The sequence below is a fragment of the Providencia sp. PROV188 genome (assembly GCF_027595165.1).
Classification (GTDB): Bacteria; Pseudomonadota; Gammaproteobacteria; order Enterobacterales; family Enterobacteriaceae; genus Providencia; species Providencia lanzhouensis.
In genome coordinates this window covers 1-15816 of sequence record NZ_CP097291.1, presented here as the reverse complement: position 1 = coordinate 15816, position 15816 = coordinate 1, and the positions used below count along the sequence as shown (strand labels likewise).

General features: G+C 44.1%; 11 protein-coding genes. 2 read left to right on the top strand and 9 right to left on the bottom strand.

The genetic code is table 11. The features are described 5' to 3' along the window. Positions 1 to 70: 70 nt before the first annotated feature. Positions 71 to 709 carry an OB-fold-containig protein gene (locus M5X66_RS00055; protein ID WP_036950652.1) on the bottom strand — a complete coding sequence of 213 codons (639 nt, stop codon included), beginning with the start codon at positions 707 to 709 and terminating at the stop codon, positions 71 to 73. Between the two features lie 429 nt (positions 710 to 1138). Further along, a complete protein-coding gene (gene nagK / locus M5X66_RS00050; protein ID WP_036950654.1) occupies positions 1139 to 2050 on the bottom strand; it encodes an N-acetylglucosamine kinase in 912 nt (303 codons plus the stop codon). A gap of 211 nt (positions 2051 to 2261) precedes the next feature. Between nagK and ykgO the strand changes: the two genes are divergently transcribed. Next, complete coding sequence (gene ykgO, locus M5X66_RS00045) at positions 2262 to 2387, top strand: type B 50S ribosomal protein L36 (protein ID WP_006660624.1); 126 nt, start codon at positions 2262 to 2264, stop codon at positions 2385 to 2387. Between the two features lie 74 nt (positions 2388 to 2461). Here the strand turns inward: ykgO and yidZ are convergent, their stop codons facing one another. Further along, positions 2462 to 3427 (bottom strand): HTH-type transcriptional regulator YidZ, encoded by a 966-nt coding sequence (yidZ, locus tag M5X66_RS00040; RefSeq protein WP_036950656.1) that lies wholly within the window; start codon positions 3425 to 3427, stop codon positions 2462 to 2464. Further along, positions 3420 to 4604: an MdtL family multidrug efflux MFS transporter gene (locus tag M5X66_RS00035; RefSeq protein WP_270103782.1), complete on the bottom strand. Its 1185-nt coding sequence runs from the start codon at positions 4602 to 4604 to the stop codon at positions 3420 to 3422. The genes yidZ and M5X66_RS00035 overlap by 8 nt, the downstream gene beginning before the upstream one ends. Positions 4605 to 4929: 325 nt before the next feature. Between M5X66_RS00035 and asd the strand changes: the two genes are divergently transcribed. Beyond that, positions 4930 to 6036 carry an aspartate-semialdehyde dehydrogenase gene (gene asd, locus M5X66_RS00030; RefSeq protein WP_036950661.1) on the top strand — a complete coding sequence of 369 codons (1107 nt, stop codon included), beginning with the start codon at positions 4930 to 4932 and terminating at the stop codon, positions 6034 to 6036. Positions 6037 to 6133: 97 nt separating this feature from the next. Here asd and M5X66_RS00025 read toward each other — a convergent pair whose 3' ends face one another. From M5X66_RS00025 to dnaA, 5 genes are all read right to left on the bottom strand, one after another. Beyond that, the gene (locus tag M5X66_RS00025) at positions 6134 to 9121 is read right to left on the bottom strand and encodes an autotransporter domain-containing protein (RefSeq protein ID WP_154599597.1); all 2988 of its coding nucleotides are present in this window, start codon (positions 9119 to 9121) and stop codon (positions 6134 to 6136) included. A gap of 258 nt (positions 9122 to 9379) precedes the next feature. Continuing rightward, on the bottom strand, positions 9380 to 11794 hold the full coding sequence (gene gyrB / locus M5X66_RS00020) for a DNA topoisomerase (ATP-hydrolyzing) subunit B (protein ID WP_036950665.1): 2415 nt from the start codon (positions 11792 to 11794) through the stop codon (positions 9380 to 9382). A gap of 18 nt (positions 11795 to 11812) precedes the next feature. Then, complete coding sequence (gene recF, locus M5X66_RS00015) at positions 11813 to 12907, bottom strand: DNA replication/repair protein RecF (protein ID WP_036950667.1); 1095 nt, start codon at positions 12905 to 12907, stop codon at positions 11813 to 11815. Between the two features lie 9 nt (positions 12908 to 12916). After that, positions 12917 to 14017: a DNA polymerase III subunit beta gene (dnaN, locus tag M5X66_RS00010; RefSeq protein WP_036950669.1), complete on the bottom strand. Its 1101-nt coding sequence runs from the start codon at positions 14015 to 14017 to the stop codon at positions 12917 to 12919. A gap of 5 nt (positions 14018 to 14022) precedes the next feature. Beyond that, positions 14023 to 15414 (bottom strand): chromosomal replication initiator protein DnaA, encoded by a 1392-nt coding sequence (gene dnaA, locus M5X66_RS00005; protein ID WP_036950671.1) that lies wholly within the window; start codon positions 15412 to 15414, stop codon positions 14023 to 14025. Positions 15415 to 15816: the final 402 nt, after the last annotated feature.

Genomic DNA, 15816 nt, shown 5'->3' with positions numbered 1-15816 from the left:
CTTCTCCATGGGTTCTGACGATGTCGTCATTCTTTATTAATTAGCAAAGTAGGTAGTTTATTTTTTGTGTTTACTGCCTGAATTCGTTCTCGGTGACAATTTGGTAACTGTGGGATTGAGGGTCATAACTGATGATAACGACGCGATCCCCGCGTTTAATATTTTCGGCGCTAGGTGCTCTAACCTGCAAAATCAGCCCCGCACCGCCATCTTCTAAGGTGGCTTCCCCATTTTGTTCTGTGACAGTCCCTGAGCGCACGGTTGCCAATTTTCCCATTAGCTGATGAACCGTTTTGGGTTTATTAATATTAACCAGTCGGCTACGGATGGGTTTTAGGCAAATGGCGGTTAAGTGCAGGGAAATAAAGGCGGTGATCACTAGCGACGTGACTCCAACGGCGTAACGCAGCAAGGTCATATCAATAAAGCGTAGGAATAAATGCGCAGCAAAGTAACTAATCAGCCAGCCGAAGAGGGTGAATAGCGTCAAGATAATGGTGACGGGAATTCCGGCTAAACCAAGTTTTGTCAGCCAGCCGGCAAAGCCAGTGAGATCGAGGCCGTCAGCATCTAATTCGGTATCGATATTAAATAAATCAATATCTAACAGACCAAAAGCGGCACAAAGCCAGTAAAACAGGACAATAATCAGTAAACCGCTAAAGATAATGGTCGGGAAAGCCAAGCAATTTTCTAAAAACAAATTCATTTATTTTTCTCTTTAGTTAAGTGGCTGAATGTGACTTTAGCGGGTATCTGTCTGTTACGTGTATGGCCTTTAACTGTGTTTTTATCGCGAATTTATCTAAAAATGAGCAAAACCACGTTAATCATAAGCTCTTTTCGCGTTAACAACATAGGACTAGTCTAAGTCTAGTTTCTAGATTATCTCGCTGATTTTTATGGTTAATTTTCTGTTGTTAATCTGAAAAAGAAAAAAGATTTAACTTGTTGATTATTAGCCAATTTAATTAAAAATAACAAAGATGATAATTATTCTCAATTATATTTTGGTGATTTTGAGGTATTGGTCATCTCTACTCTCGATAAGTCGAAAGAGTAGAGATGCGATTGCGGAATAATGTGCGGAAAGAGCAGTTTGCGGACATTAAGTACGGGTATTAATGAGTGCGGAAAATTAATCGACCAGGTTCAAAAATGCAGCACCACGGGCACCACCAGAGGCACCATAACGGGCTTTTTCGATAACGGGCATTTTCGCAATACCATAAAGATATTGAGGTACCATTTCCGGTAATAGGCGATAAATTTCATCAAATTGTGACAAGCCGCCGCCAATCACCACTAAGTCAGGGTCAAAGACAGTAATAACTTGCCCCATAAACATCGCCAGCACCATCATATAGCGTTCAACATGCTGTTTCGCAGCGATGTCACCGTTGTGATAACGTTCAATAATCTCGATAGCAGAGCGTTTCTCACCGGTAAATGCGGCATAAATACGTTCGAAACCGGGGCCTGAAAGGTAGGTTTCAAAACAGGCTGTTTGACCGCAACCACAGACAATTTCAGGTACGGTGTCCCCGAGATATTTTGCAGCACGAACACTCATGTTCATGTGTCCGATTTCCCCAGCAATGCCATTTTTCCCTGATAAGACCTTGCCGTTGATGACGAAACCGCCACCAACACCAGTGCCCAGAATCAAACCTAACACGCTAGGGTAACGCTTGAATTCAGGATCCCACGCTTCTGATAAGGCAAAGCAGTTGGCATCATTTTCAACTCTAACGGGGCGATTTAACAGCTTGGTTAGGTCATGAATGAAAGGTTTATATTGTGCGCTTGGGACATTGGTCGTAAATACCACGCCTTCTGCGTGATTGACGATCCCCGGAACACCAATGCCAATTTTACCTTGGCAGTTAAACTGCGCATCGGCTTCAGCCGTTAAATCACGAAAAGCATTGAGCAACGCGAGATAGTCATCTTTGGGGGTTGGAACACGTTTTTGCCACACTTGATTGAGCGCTTGGTCGAACACTGCTAATTCAATTTTGGTGCCGCCCATGTCAAAGCCGTAATACATTTCATCTTCCTCAAATTGGTCTATTTCATTAAATAGAAATGTATCTATTTGATAAATAATGACAGAGAGTCAGTAATGGCTTAAGTATACAAAAGTTTCCCAAAAAATGATTGCGGGATGATTTTAATTCGATTATTGTCATATCCCATGAGTGTTATATTATAACATTACATTGTATTTTATTTACATTAAATAGTTATTGGGAGTTACCGTGAAAGTCCTCAGCTCATTAAAAACCGCTAAGCAGCGCCATCCTGATTGCCAAGTTGTGCGTCGTCGTGGTCGTATCTACGTAATTTGTAAAACCAATCCTCGTTTCAAAGCCGTTCAAGGTTAGTATTCCGTTATTCTCTGTTTCTTCGCATCCTTGCTTTCGCCGTGGCAATTCATACTCCTTGCCATGGCGTTTTTTTATATTGTTACAAACTCAAGCGTACTGTTTTTGATCTGCTCTCTTAACCATAAGGTTTTTGAGTTATAGGAATTACGTTTGTGCCACAGCATCAAAAAAGGGATTTCGAGCTGCTGGTAGAGAATGTCATCAACAGGAAGAGGAAGGCAGACTAAATCAAGATTAAAATCATTAACATAGTGTTGGCAATAGCCCGGGGAGCTTGTAATAAGGTTATGGTCGGGGCGAGAAGCCATTAAGAGGGATTGTTCAAAGGTCGAAAAGGATAAATGGATTTGGCGATGTAACCCCATGGTTTCCAGTAAATCATCGAGCGCCCACGGAATACGGTTGCCAAATTCAGTGCTGATATGGGGATATTTCAAGTAATTTGCCAACGTCCATTCTTCTTGCAAAATGGGGTGGTCACTGCGGATAAACGCCAGAGGTTTATCGGTGAATAACACTTCGAAATTTAGAATATCGGGTAGTTGGCTTATCGACTCTCTAGATAAATGAAAACTTTCACGACCGACTAACCCAATATCGGCATCCCCCGCAATCAGTGCTGCCAACGAGTTATAATCCCAATCTCGTACAATGACCTCGGATTCTGGATATTGATTGAGGATATTCAGGGATAAATCATGGAGCATGATTAAGTTTAACGGTGCTTCCATCATTAAGCGGAAAGTCATGCCTCGTGGTTTCTCGGTATCACGAATTTCAGCAATATAGTGTGAGAGATTTAAAAACTCAGGCAGTGATTTTTCAATGCGTAGCATGAGTGGGGTAGGAAGCAGCCCTTGTGGGCTGCGGATAAATAGAGGGTCATCAAACCATTGGCGCAGTTTAGACAACGACTTACTGACCGATGATGGGGTGATTGCAAGGCGTTTAGCTGCGAGACTAACACTGCGCTCTTCCACCAGATATTGCAGAATAACCAGTAAATTTAAGTCTAATCGATGCAGTTGCTTATTCACATGTAGCGACCTGTTGGTTGACTTGCGTGGTGGGCACTCTTAGCAACACCATGCCAATCATTCCCGCCGCAAGCAAGATAATTAACAACATACTGATTGATGGAACGCCCATCACACCCATCACCCAAATATACGCTGAGGCGCAGCTTAATTGTGAGATGGCCAATACAGAACTGGCAATACCCGCTTTTTGGGCAAATGGTGACAGTGCTTGGCTCATAATGATGCCAAACTGCATTGAGAAACCAATACCGCAGAAGGCGAAGACGATGTACAGCAGCGCCAAATGTGGGAGAGCCAGCAGATAGATGAAGAGCAGGATGCCATTAACTAGAAACAGGCTTAGGGCTGTGTTGAGCAAGGTATGGCTATTAAATGTCGAAATCAGTTTTGGCATCAAGAATGAGGTTCCCATACTCACCATCGCCAGTAAGGTCATGGCGGTAGAGTATTGGCCGGTTGTGAAACCGAGGTTTTCCATCAAGATAATTGGGGCGACGTTCACGTAAGTCAGGATCACGCCCATGCCGAAGCAGGAAATAATCAAGCGCGTGACAAAGAAGGTGCTAAATAGCTTTTCTTCTGTGACTGGTTGGGCATTCGATTGTATAGCTGGTGATGCTGAAGAAGGCTTAGTTTCTTTAATTGAGATTAAGCAAAATAGCATACTGATAACCGCATAACCCGCCATAAAGTAGAACATCACCGACCAATGGTGAATCAGCAAAATGGCAAATCCAATGACAGGCGCTAACACGGGCGCGATGCAGGTCACACCATTCATTGCGGCGAGCACTTTGGTGCGGCGCTGCGGTGTCAGTACATCACGCAAAATAGCGAAGGTCACGACATAACAGAAACCTGCGCCAATCCCTTGAAAGAATCGCGATACTAAGAAGGTATCAATGGCGGTGGCATTTCCGGCGATCACAGAGGCGATGGCAAATACCATCGTACCGACTAAAACGACAGGTTTTCGACCAATATGATCGGCACACCATCCGGCAATTAACATGGTGGATGCCATACCCGCTAAATAGATAGAAAATGCCACATGGAGCTGGCTTTCATTGGCATTTAAATCGGCGGCAATATAAGGAATACCGGTTAAATGGAGGTCAACGCCCAAAGGATAGATAAGGACGATCCAGAAACTGAAAAGGACATATTTGGTCATGAGATACGCTACTTTGTGAGGATTAACTCGCTAATCTTAATGGGGTTGAATGATGGAATGTATGGATTAATTGGAAAATAGTATTTTCCAAAATGGAAATTATCAACCAATAAGTTTTTACTAATTATTAGCGTCATTACTAATCTTCTTGCTATTAGTGATGAAATTCACTTGCACACTGGTTCATATTTTGTCACGTTTAATACGGTTGATTGATGATTTCTGAATTTTATCTTTCCGAAAAATTTCCAGCTTCGATTGGCAAAGTGAAAGTCGAGGATAGAAATTTTTTGGGTGATGTATGTAAACAGACAGGGTGAAGAGAATGAAAAATGTAGGGTTTATTGGCTGGCGCGGAATGGTCGGCTCCGTATTGATGCAAAGAATGGTAGAAGAAGGGGATTTTAACGTTATTCACCCGGTCTTTTTTACCACCTCCCAGCATGGGGCTGAGGCGCCTGTTTTTGGTGGTCATCGCAGCACGTTGCAAGATGCATTTGATATCGATGCACTGAGCGCACTGGATATTATTATTAGCTGCCAAGGCGGCGATTATACCAATGAAGTGTATCCAAAATTACGTGAAGCGGGCTGGAAAGGTTACTGGATTGATGCCGCGTCTGCACTGCGTATGAAAGACGATGCGATTATTATTTTAGACCCAGTGAACCATCAGCATATCCAAGACGGCTTAAATAAAGGCATTAAGACCTTCGTCGGCGGTAACTGTACGGTGAGTTTAATGCTGATGTCGTTGGGCGGTCTGTTTGCGAATGACTTGGTTGAGTGGGCTTCCGTGGCTACGTATCAAGCAGCATCCGGTGCGGGTGCACGCAATATGCGTGAGCTGTTGTCACAAATGGGTTCTTTACACGCACAAGTGGCGAAAGAGCTGCAAAACCCGGCATCAGCTATCTTAGAAATCGAGAAAAAAGTCACAGACTTTACGCGCAGTGGTTCCATGCCTACGGATGCGTTCGGTGTTCCGCTAGCGGGCAGTTTGATCCCGTGGATTGATAAAGCGTTAGAAAATGGTCAAAGCCGTGAAGAGTGGAAAGGGCAGGCGGAAACCAACAAAATTCTGGCAACAGGCAGCAATATTATTCCGGTTGATGGCTTATGTGTTCGTGTGGGTGCATTACGCTGCCATAGCCAAGCGTTCACGCTGAAACTGAAAAAAGATGTGCCACTGAACGAAGTGGAGCAATTACTGGCTTCCCATAATGAGTGGGTGAAAGTGGTACCGAATGACCGTGAAATCACGATGCGTGAACTGACTCCTGCGGCAGTGACGGGTACTCTGAGCACGCCAGTAGGGCGTCTGCGTAAGTTGAATATGGGTCCTGAGTACCTCTCAGCCTTTACCGTGGGCGATCAGTTACTGTGGGGGGCTGCGGAGCCTTTGCGCCGTATGTTGAGAATTCTGCTGTAGTTCGCTTCTCTTAACAGGCAGAAATAGGTATGGCACCAGAGTGATTAAACGCTCCGGTGCCATTTTTTATTATGCTAATGTTTGCGGTATTGATGAATTAAAACGACACTAACAATTTGGCATCAAGATTATTTTCTAAATACCCCTTAGCAGTAAATTGGCTGTAATCCATGGATAGTTTGAAATTGTCTGTCAGCTGAAGGCTGGAACCCAGTTTGATAGCCATGCCATTTTTCGGCGCATTAATCCCCCGATAGTTAAGCGGTGGTGCAAGCAGGTCTCGGTGGGCGAATCGGAAAGCCATTTCACGCTCCCGCTTGTCATATTGATGCCGCCAGCCGAATTCCCCGTGTACATCGATTGAGGATGTATTACCCACTTTCCATTGGTTATCTAAACGTATTCCCAGCGTTGTGGTCGTGGCATCGAGGGATTGGCGACCTGTCACCAGCGAGGCTTTTTCCCCTTTTTCTTTAAATCCATGGCTTTCGGCATTGGTAAAGGCAAAGTTTGCAAACGGTTCGGCGTTGATGAATGCCGATTTCCACGGATAAGCCGCTTCTATAAACAGGTGGTTGGTTTTGCCTTTGTAGTCGGCGGTATTGTGATCGGAATAAATGGATGAAGTGACTGTTCTATCGGTCTTGATGGTGTGCCATGTGTGTCCAAGCCCTGCGCGTAAGGTGATTGGTGCCAATTGCAGGGAACCGTAAGCGGCTAAATAATAGTTGTTACTATGGCTATGACCAACTCCGCCAGAGACGGAATTTTTGGTAAAACCGGTGCTCATTCCAAAGATAACGTCATCATTGAAGAAATGCTTATCAGCCCCTAAGAACACGCCATAATTGCTGTTTGTAAAGCCGGAAGCATTTCCATCGCTTTGGGTTCTGTCCCAATGGTAGGGAATATTTACCCACACATTGCCACGGTTATCTCCACGCTCTTTGACGATGTTTTCCGATACGCGAGTTTGTTGCAGCAGCGTACCGTGATATTGGCGATGGTTATTCAATTGGCTAGCTAGGGTATCGATATGAATTTGTGGGGATAGAGTGTGAAGAAGGTCGTAAACCCCTGCTGTGGTTTTGCTGAGAATTAAGCGTTTATACAGGGTGTTATTCAATGGAAGATCTTCAAGGACGTGAGCGATGGCGGTTTGGTTTGGCGTTTTTGCAAATGAATCAAAAGCCAGCTCACTACGACCGACATTGAGTGTAACCAGTTTCATCGAGGGGGAGCGAGGATCAGTACCATAATTCAATGTAGTACCAATAAACAGGTAGTTAGGTTCGATGCTATCAAATTTCCCTTGGATATTGGGGGCGCGAATAATGTTGTATTCGGTTCGAAATCGCCCCTGAATTTCATCTTCATTTGGTATACGTTCATTGAATGGCGGTGATTCTTCAGCGAAGAACACTTTGACCTTACCGCCGTTAATAGTCACAGTACCGCCAGCATGTAGGGCATCAAATTCCTGTGTGTGTGTTGTTTGAAGACTCACATGGAATGCACTGCCGGGTTGGAAGGTAGCAGTATTATTCACCGTCATACGCCGTGTTGGGTCTTTAAGATTATCTCCAGGGGTTAAGATAGCACCGCTATTAACCACTAAGTCATCAACCGAGCCAGAAGCTATAAATTGGGCTCCTTGGTTTAATGTCACTGTATTTTTAATGCTGTGAGTGAGCTGTAATGTGCCATTGGTGACGTTGACTGGCGCATGTAGGATGTCTTTGACCTCAAGCTTTCCACCCTTGACATTGACGGGGCCTGTTAAGTGGTTTTCTTGTACTAAAACCACACGGCCTTGCTGTATTTCAAGCCCTGCAAAATGGTTAATTCCAGCTAAGGTTAATGAGCCTTCCCCTTGTTTGATTAACCGCCCTTTGCCATCGATGTTATTACTCCAAATATCGGTAATGCCGACGTTTGCAACGTCGTCTTGAGTTACCCGTTGATTGACGACCCAATCTTCAGCGAAATGCGTAGGCCCTTTATAGGCTTTCGGTAAGTTAATCAGCCCCCAGTGGCTTTCGGGTTGATTTTGTTTAGCTTCCCAGCCCGCTAAAGAGTTAGTGGGATAGGCGGTGCCTGCAATAATTTGCTGCCATTGAGATTTATTAAGATAGGCAAAGCGAGAGCGTAGCAAATACGCGGCGTCAGCAGGGACTTGATCAACGCGAAGTGCCTGAGATGGCTGCTCACTTTGCTTAGCGTAATAACCTAGGTTTTCATTAAAAGAGGGAAGTGAGCCTATCGGTGGTTTGCATTTTTTTTCATTGATGGTGCATTGAGTGTTCAGTTCTTGGCGTACTTCTTTGGCTTGGCTAATCAGTGCATTGGCGGTTTTATCCTCTTTCAGTAAATGGGCGAGAAGATAATAATTGGCGGCGCGCGAGGCAATGGTATCGGTGGGGAAATGTGCGCCGACAATCACACGGCTTTCCCCGTAGCCGATGGCTCTATCAAAAAATTGAGCTCCTTTTTCTGGAAAAATTGTGGCAAATACAGCCGCTTGTTTAAATCCATTCCAAGTATGTCCGCTTGGGTAAGAAGAGCCTGTAATATCGACATAGTTTAGGAGATATTCGCCTTTATCATCGAGAACTTGATTTGGGCGACCACGTAAATAATAGTCTTTGAGAATAAAATCCATTGAGCGAGCTCGGTTTTGAATTGGGTCATCTGCAAAGGTGGCTAAATGGAATAAATTATTTAAACGGTTATAGGCTTTAATTTGTTTAAAATCATTATAATTAAACCCTTTTTTATTAAATACGTATTCTAGGTAAATGTTAAAAAGATATTCTGGTGTGCTTTGTTTATCTTTTTCAGCGTTCTTTTTGCGCTTTCCTGTTAATTGCGTTGCTTGCTGGCTAACGTCTTTATCCCATTGCGCCGCTTGAGACTGCGGGGCTGGGTACGGCGGGATGATTTGGTTTTTTAGTTCGTCAAATCGCTGATTTCGCTGATCAATGATGAATTTACTGGCATCGATATAATCTGAGTTTGCAAAGGTAATCTGGGTATTAAATAGAGCAAATAAACTGAGCGATACAGCAGGAGTTATTTTGTTCATTATAGACCTATAGATTTTTAGAAAGGGTAAAATCTATTTCATCTTAATGCGGTAATTTTTATTTTCTATAAATTAAAAATCAAATGAGACAAACTTTATTTTTATTCTTCATTCTATTAATGAAATTCAATTAGTCATTTTATTTAATTAAATTTGAATTGGAATTAATAATAGATAGATACTTAAGATTAAAATTAAATAAAAAAATAACCCCATACCGAAGTATAGGGTTATTTAATAACTTCTCTGGAAAATCGATTAAATATCGATGTTCGCGGCTTTTAAGGCGTTCTCTTCGATAAAGGCACGGCGAGGTTCAACCGCATCCCCCATCAGGGTAGTGAACAGCTGGTCAGTTGCAATGGCATCTTTGACCGTTACACGCATCATGCGGCGAGTTTCAGGGTTCATGGTGGTTTCCCAAAGTTGTTCTGGGTTCATTTCACCAAGACCTTTATAACGCTGTACGGATAAACCACGACGAGATTCACGGCTTAACCAATCTAATGCTTGCTCGAAGTTGTCGATATTCTGGCGACGTTCACCACGTTGAATATAAGCGCCTTCTTCGATTAATCCACCGATGATGTCACCTAATTCGGTGATACGGCGGTATTCGCTACCATGAACGAAGTCGAAATCGAGGTTGTAGTCGCTATCAACACCATGGGTACGGATACGAATAGTTGGTTCGAATAGTTGACGCTCGCGGTTTTCATGAATGATATAGCTGTAAGAGCTACCCGCTTGCTCGTTCTCTTCTAAACGTGCCACTAAGGTTTTTGCCCACTCTTCAACTTGCGCGCTATCTTTCAGTGCTTCTTCAGTCAGTGTGGATTGATACACTAAGCTGTTCAGCAGCGCTTGTGGATATAAGCGCTCAAGACGGCGGATAATACGGTGTGCAGCATTGTATTCAACAACCAGTTTTTCCAGTTGTTCGCCTTTCATTGCTGGGGCTTCTGCGCTTAAGTGCAGCTCAGCGCCATCCAGCGCGATAGAGATCAGATAGTCGTCCATCGCTTCGTCGTCTTTAATGTATTGCTCTTGTTTACCGCGTTTTACTTTATACAGTGGCGGCTGAGCAATAAAGATGTGACCACGTTCAACGATTTCTGGCATTTGACGGTAGAAGAAGGTCAACAGTAACGTACGAATGTGCGAACCATCGACATCGGCATCCGTCATGATAATGATGCTGTGATAACGCAGTTTATCTGGGTTATATTCATCACGACCAATACCACAGCCTAATGCGGTGATCAGTGTTGCAACTTCTTGGGAAGAGAGCATTTTATCGAAACGCGCTTTTTCCACGTTTAGGATTTTACCTTTCAGTGGCAAAATTGCTTGGTTCTTACGGTTACGACCTTGTTTTGCAGAGCCGCCCGCAGAGTCCCCTTCCACCAAGTACAGTTCAGATAATGCTGGGTCACGTTCTTGGCAGTCTGCCAGTTTACCCGGCAAGCCTGCTAAATCTAATGCCCCTTTACGGCGGGTCATTTCACGCGCTTTACGTGCAGCTTCACGCGCACGAGCAGCATCAATGATTTTTCCAACAACGATTTTAGCGTCGTTTGGATTTTCTAATAAATATTCAACTAGCTTCTCATTCATCATGGTTTCTACAGCAGTTTTTACTTCTGAAGAAACGAGTTTTTCTTTGGTCTGAGAAGAGAATTTTGGATCTGGCACTTTCACAGAAATAACGGCAATTAAGCCTTCACGAGCATCGTCACCTGTTGCGTTGACTTTGCTTTTCTTCTGGTAGCCTTCTTTTTCCATGTAGTTGTTCAGGGTACGGGTCATCGCAGCACGGAAGCCCGCTAAGTGGGTACCGCCGTCGCGCTGAGGAATGTTGTTGGTAAAGCAGTAAACATTCTCTTGGAAACCATCGTTCCATTGCATGGAAACTTCCACGCCGATGCCGTCTTTCTCAGTGGAGAAATAGAATACGGATGGGTGGATTGGGGTTTTGTTACGGCTCAGGTACTCAACGAATGCTTTGATCCCACCTTCATAGTGGAAATGGTCTTCTTTGCCATCACGTTTATCAATTAAACGGATGGAAACTCCTGAGTTTAGGAATGAAAGTTCACGTAAGCGTTTTGCCAGAATGTCGTATTCGAATTCGGTGACACCTTTGAAGGTATCCATGCTTGGCCAGAAACGTACGCGAGTCCCTGTTTGGTCAGTTTCACCAACCACAGTCAGAGGACCTTGTGGCTCCCCGTGCTTGTACACTTGCTCGTGGACTTTACCATCACGGCGGATCACTAATTCAAGTTTTTCAGATAAGGCGTTAACAACCGAAACACCTACACCGTGCAGACCACCGGAAACTTTATAGGAGTTGTCGTCAAATTTACCGCCAGCATGCAGAACAGTCATGATGACTTCTGCAGCGGAGACACCTTCTTCTTCGTGGATGCCCGTAGGGATACCACGTCCATCATCTTGGACAGAGACGGAGTTATCGGCATGGATAGTGATGACGATATCGTCACAGAAACCTGCTAAGGCTTCATCGATAGCGTTATCCACAACCTCGAAGACCATGTGATGAAGACCTGTTCCATCGTCGGTATCACCGATATACATGCCCGGGCGCTTACGCACCGCATCCAGTCCTTTTAATACCTTGATACTTGAGGAGTCATATGTATTCGACATCAACGTTTCCTGCTCTTTCTATTCCTGAGGTTGAACTTCTATTTTGCCTTGCTCTACACTAAACATCTTACTGTTGGCATCAATCATATCATTGACTTGCGCCGGTGTAATAGCACTTACAAACACTTGTGCTTGCGTAGCTTTGAGTCGAGCCGCTAATAATTGCCGGCGACCAGAATCAAGTTCTGAAGCAAAATCATCCAGTAGATACAGGCATTGTTGCCCGCTCTGTTGGGTGAAATATTCACCCTGCGCTAACCTGAGTGCACACATTAATAATTTCAGTTGACCGCGAGAGAGCATATCTTCAACGGGAATGCCATTGGCTCGAATTCGCAGGTCAGCTTTATGTGGCCCCGATGCGGTGTAGGTTAACGCTCTATCGCGCTCAAACTGCCGCTCTAACTGTTCTGAATAATCAATTTCTTTGTCCCAACCACGCTGGAAAGAGACTGAGAGTGAAAATTCGGGTAAAAATTGTTTGCAGGTTTGCTCAATATTTTCTGCGATACCTGCAATATACTCGCCGCGCCATTGGCTAATTTGTTCGGAAATTGGGGCGAGTTGCTGATCCCAATGGCGAATTTGCTCATAACGAGTCACTTGTCGTAAAGCCGCATTCCGCTGCTTTAACAAACGTTTTAAGTCCGACCACGTTGAAAAAAAGAGGGCTTCATTATGAAAGCATCCCCAATCGATAAACGCACGTCGATATTTTGGACCGCCATTCAGCAAGGTAAACCCTTCAGGGGTAATGAGCTGCATTGGCAATAACTTTGCGAGTTCCGCAATTTTATGCCCGTCGGTGCCATCAATTCGGACTTTGCTGTCGCCTTCTCGGTTTTTACTCAAACCCAGCGACAATGTTTTACGTTCGGTGTCTGAGTGTCCCAGTTTACCATGTAAAATAAATTGTTCTTGGTCATGACGGATAACTCTATTCGCCTGAATGCTGCGAAAGGCTCGTCCATGACCAAGTGTATAAATTGCTTCCAGTACACTGGTTTTGCCACTCCCATTAGGTCCAATTAAAAAATTGAACCCAGTTGCAAGGGAGAGATCGGCGTCTTCTATATTACGAAAATCGCGGATCAATAAACGCGAAAGGATCATACGGACTGATTATAAACGCATTGGCATAACAACATAGACCGCAGAGCGGCTTGCTGAGTCTTCAATTTGTACGCTAGAAACGGCATCCGTTAAAAACAGGGTGACATTTTCGCTTTTCAGCGCGTTCAAGACGTCGAGGATGTAACTGACGTTAAAGCCAATTTCCATCTCACCACCTTGGTAATTCACATCAACAATCTCTTCCGCTTCTTCCTGCTCAGGGTTATTCGCCGTGATGCGTAATTGGTTTTCACTGAAGAATAAGCGTACGCCACGGAATTTTTCGTTAGATAAAATCGCTGCGCGTGAGAAAGCTTGTTTGAGCAAATCACAGCGAGCTTCTAAGGTTTTATCTGGATTTTTTGGCAGAACGCGGCGGTAGTCAGGGAAGCGACCGTCAACGAGTTTAGAGGTAAAGATAAAGTCGCCAACATGAGCACGAATATTGTTGCTACCAATTTGTAGCTGCAATAACGCATCGCCACCATCGAGTAGGCGCATCAGTTCCATGACACCTTTGCGAGGTACTATCACAGAATGGGATGGCAATTCTTGACCAATATCCATTGAGCAAACTGCAAGGCGGTGACCGTCTGTGGAGACAGTTCTCAGCATTTGCCCTTCTGTTTCAAACAGCATGCCGTTCAGGTAATAACGAACGTCTTGGTGCGCCATTGAAAACTGGGTCGCTTCAATTAAACGTTTCAGTATGGATTGAGGCAGAGAGAATTCGACTTCGCTTTGCCAGTCATCTAAGTTCGGGAAGTCAGCAGCAGGTAAAGTGGATAATGAGAAACGGCTGCGTCCAGAACGCACAAGCAGTCGGTCATCATTAAGCTCGACTTGGATTTCAGAACCTTCCGGTAAACCACGCCAAATATCAAAAAACTTGCGCGCAGGCACCGTGGTGGCACCAATTTCATGCTCACGAGTGAGCGGAACATTGGCCATCATCTCCATTTCTAGGTCGGTTCCCGTCAGTTGCAGGGCACCTTCTTTTACCTGAAGTAAAAGGTTTCCTAAAATAGGCAACGTTGGACGTCCACCTAAAGGGCCACTAACCTGTTGTAACGGTTTTAATAACTGCTCGCGTTCTATAATAAATTTCATAGCAATTAAGATGATAATGTTCTGATTAGATTTGAAAAATCTTCTTTGATGTCATGGCTTTCTTCTCGTAATTGTTCAATTTTACGACAAGCGTGTAACACTGTAGTGTGGTCACGACCGCCAAAAGCATCCCCGATTTCAGGTAAACTATGGTTTGTCAGCTCTTTCGCCAGTGCCATTGCCATCTGACGCGGACGAGCGACAGAACGAGAACGACGTTTAGAAAGTAAATCAGCGACTTTGATTTTATAGTACTCAGCAACAGTTTTCTGAATATTATCAATAGTTACCAGCTTTTCTTGCAGTGCTAATAGGTCACGTAATGCTTCTCGAACAAAATCGATAGTGATAGCGCGACCGGTAAAATTCGCGTTAGCAATAACGCGGTTTAATGCACCTTCTAACTCACGCACATTAGAACGTAAGCGTTTTGCGATGAAAAATGCCACTTCACCGGGCAGTTGGATTTCGTTTTCATCGGCTTTTTTCATCAAAATAGCCACACGGGTTTCTAACTCAGGTGGTTCAATCGCAACGGTTAAACCCCAGCCGAAACGGGACTTTAATCTATCTTCTACGCCGTTAATCTCTTTAGGATAACGGTCGGAGGTCAAAATAATTTGTTGATTGCCTTCAAGCAGGGCGTTGAATGTATGGAAAAACTCTTCTTGTGAACGCTCTTTGTTAGCAAAAAATTGAATATCATCAATCAGCAAGGCATCGACAGAACGGTAATAGCGCTTGAATTCTTCAATGGCGTTATTCTGCAATGCTTTGACCATATCTTGTACAAATCGTTCAGAATGCATATAGACCACGCGAGCGTTGGCCTTGTGCTGCATTATGCTATTACCCACGGCGTGTAATAAGTGCGTTTTACCTAAACCTGTTCCACCATAAAGGAACAGTGGGTTATAAGCGCCGCCAGGGTTTTCAGCAACTTGCCTCGCTGCCGCGCGAGCCAGTTGGTTTGATTTACCTTCAACGAAGTTATCAAACGTGTGTTTTGGGTTCACATTTGAACGGTATGACACGTCTGGTTGAACTTTAGCTGAGTTGTCCCAACTTGGCTTTACTGGTGCAGATGGTGCGGCGAACGCAGGCATTTCATTATTAGTGCGTACTTGAGGGCTCACCGGCGCGATGGTCATCGGTTTATTGCCTACTTCAAAGTGTAGAGCAGGGGCATCAGAACCGCAAAAGTCATTCAATAATTCATTGATATTATTGATGTACTTATCTCTCACCCAATCAAGGACGAAACGATTCGGGGCATACAGTGCCAGTGTATTATCGTTTAATTCAGCTTGAAGAGGGCGTATCCACATACTGAATTCTGTGGCAGGTAGTTCATCCTGCAATCGGGCAAGACATTGCTGCCAAAGCGAAAGTGACACGTTGGACTCCCCTAACAAGGTCAATGAAACAAGAATTACGGATTTCGTTAAGAATTTTTTTACTGGCAACTATTCCATTAGTCACTTTTCGTGGTCACTAAGAGAATAGGGGGCCAGAGAAGGTGTTTGACTAACTTTTACTCACCATATCTATCCACAGCATATTCCTGATCCTCCGATCAGAAATAGACCTGCGATCATACCGCAAAATTCACTCAAGATCTCTATTCTTTTACACAGTTTTTATGCTTTTTATCCACAGGCAAATGTGATAAGGCGGCTCTGATAGGGGAGAATTTTGCTGGGTGATCGCGGGCAACGACAAATTTTCCACATGTCTGGGGATAACTTTAGCCTATATATAGAAATAATCTCCCAAGATCAAAAAATATTTTCGGATCC

Bases quoted from the DNA above. Each gene is read 5' to 3' on its own strand.
- M5X66_RS00055 (WP_036950652.1), bottom strand. From the start codon at position 709: ATGAATTTGTTTTTAGAAAATTGCTTGGCTTTCCCGACCATTATCTTT.
- nagK (WP_036950654.1), bottom strand. From the start codon at position 2,050: ATGTATTACGGCTTTGACATGGGCGGCACCAAAATTGAATTAGCAGTG.
- M5X66_RS00035 (WP_270103782.1), bottom strand. From the start codon at position 4,604: ATGACCAAATATGTCCTTTTCAGTTTCTGGATCGTCCTTATCTATCCT.
- asd (WP_036950661.1), top strand. From the start codon at position 4,930: ATGAAAAATGTAGGGTTTATTGGCTGGCGCGGAATGGTCGGCTCCGTA.
- M5X66_RS00025 (WP_154599597.1), bottom strand. From the start codon at position 9,121: ATGAACAAAATAACTCCTGCTGTATCGCTCAGTTTATTTGCTCTATTT.
- gyrB (WP_036950665.1), bottom strand. From the start codon at position 11,794: ATGTCGAATACATATGACTCCTCAAGTATCAAGGTATTAAAAGGACTG.
- recF (WP_036950667.1), bottom strand. From the start codon at position 12,907: ATGATCCTTTCGCGTTTATTGATCCGCGATTTTCGTAATATAGAAGAC.
- dnaN (WP_036950669.1), bottom strand. From the start codon at position 14,017: ATGAAATTTATTATAGAACGCGAGCAGTTATTAAAACCGTTACAACAG.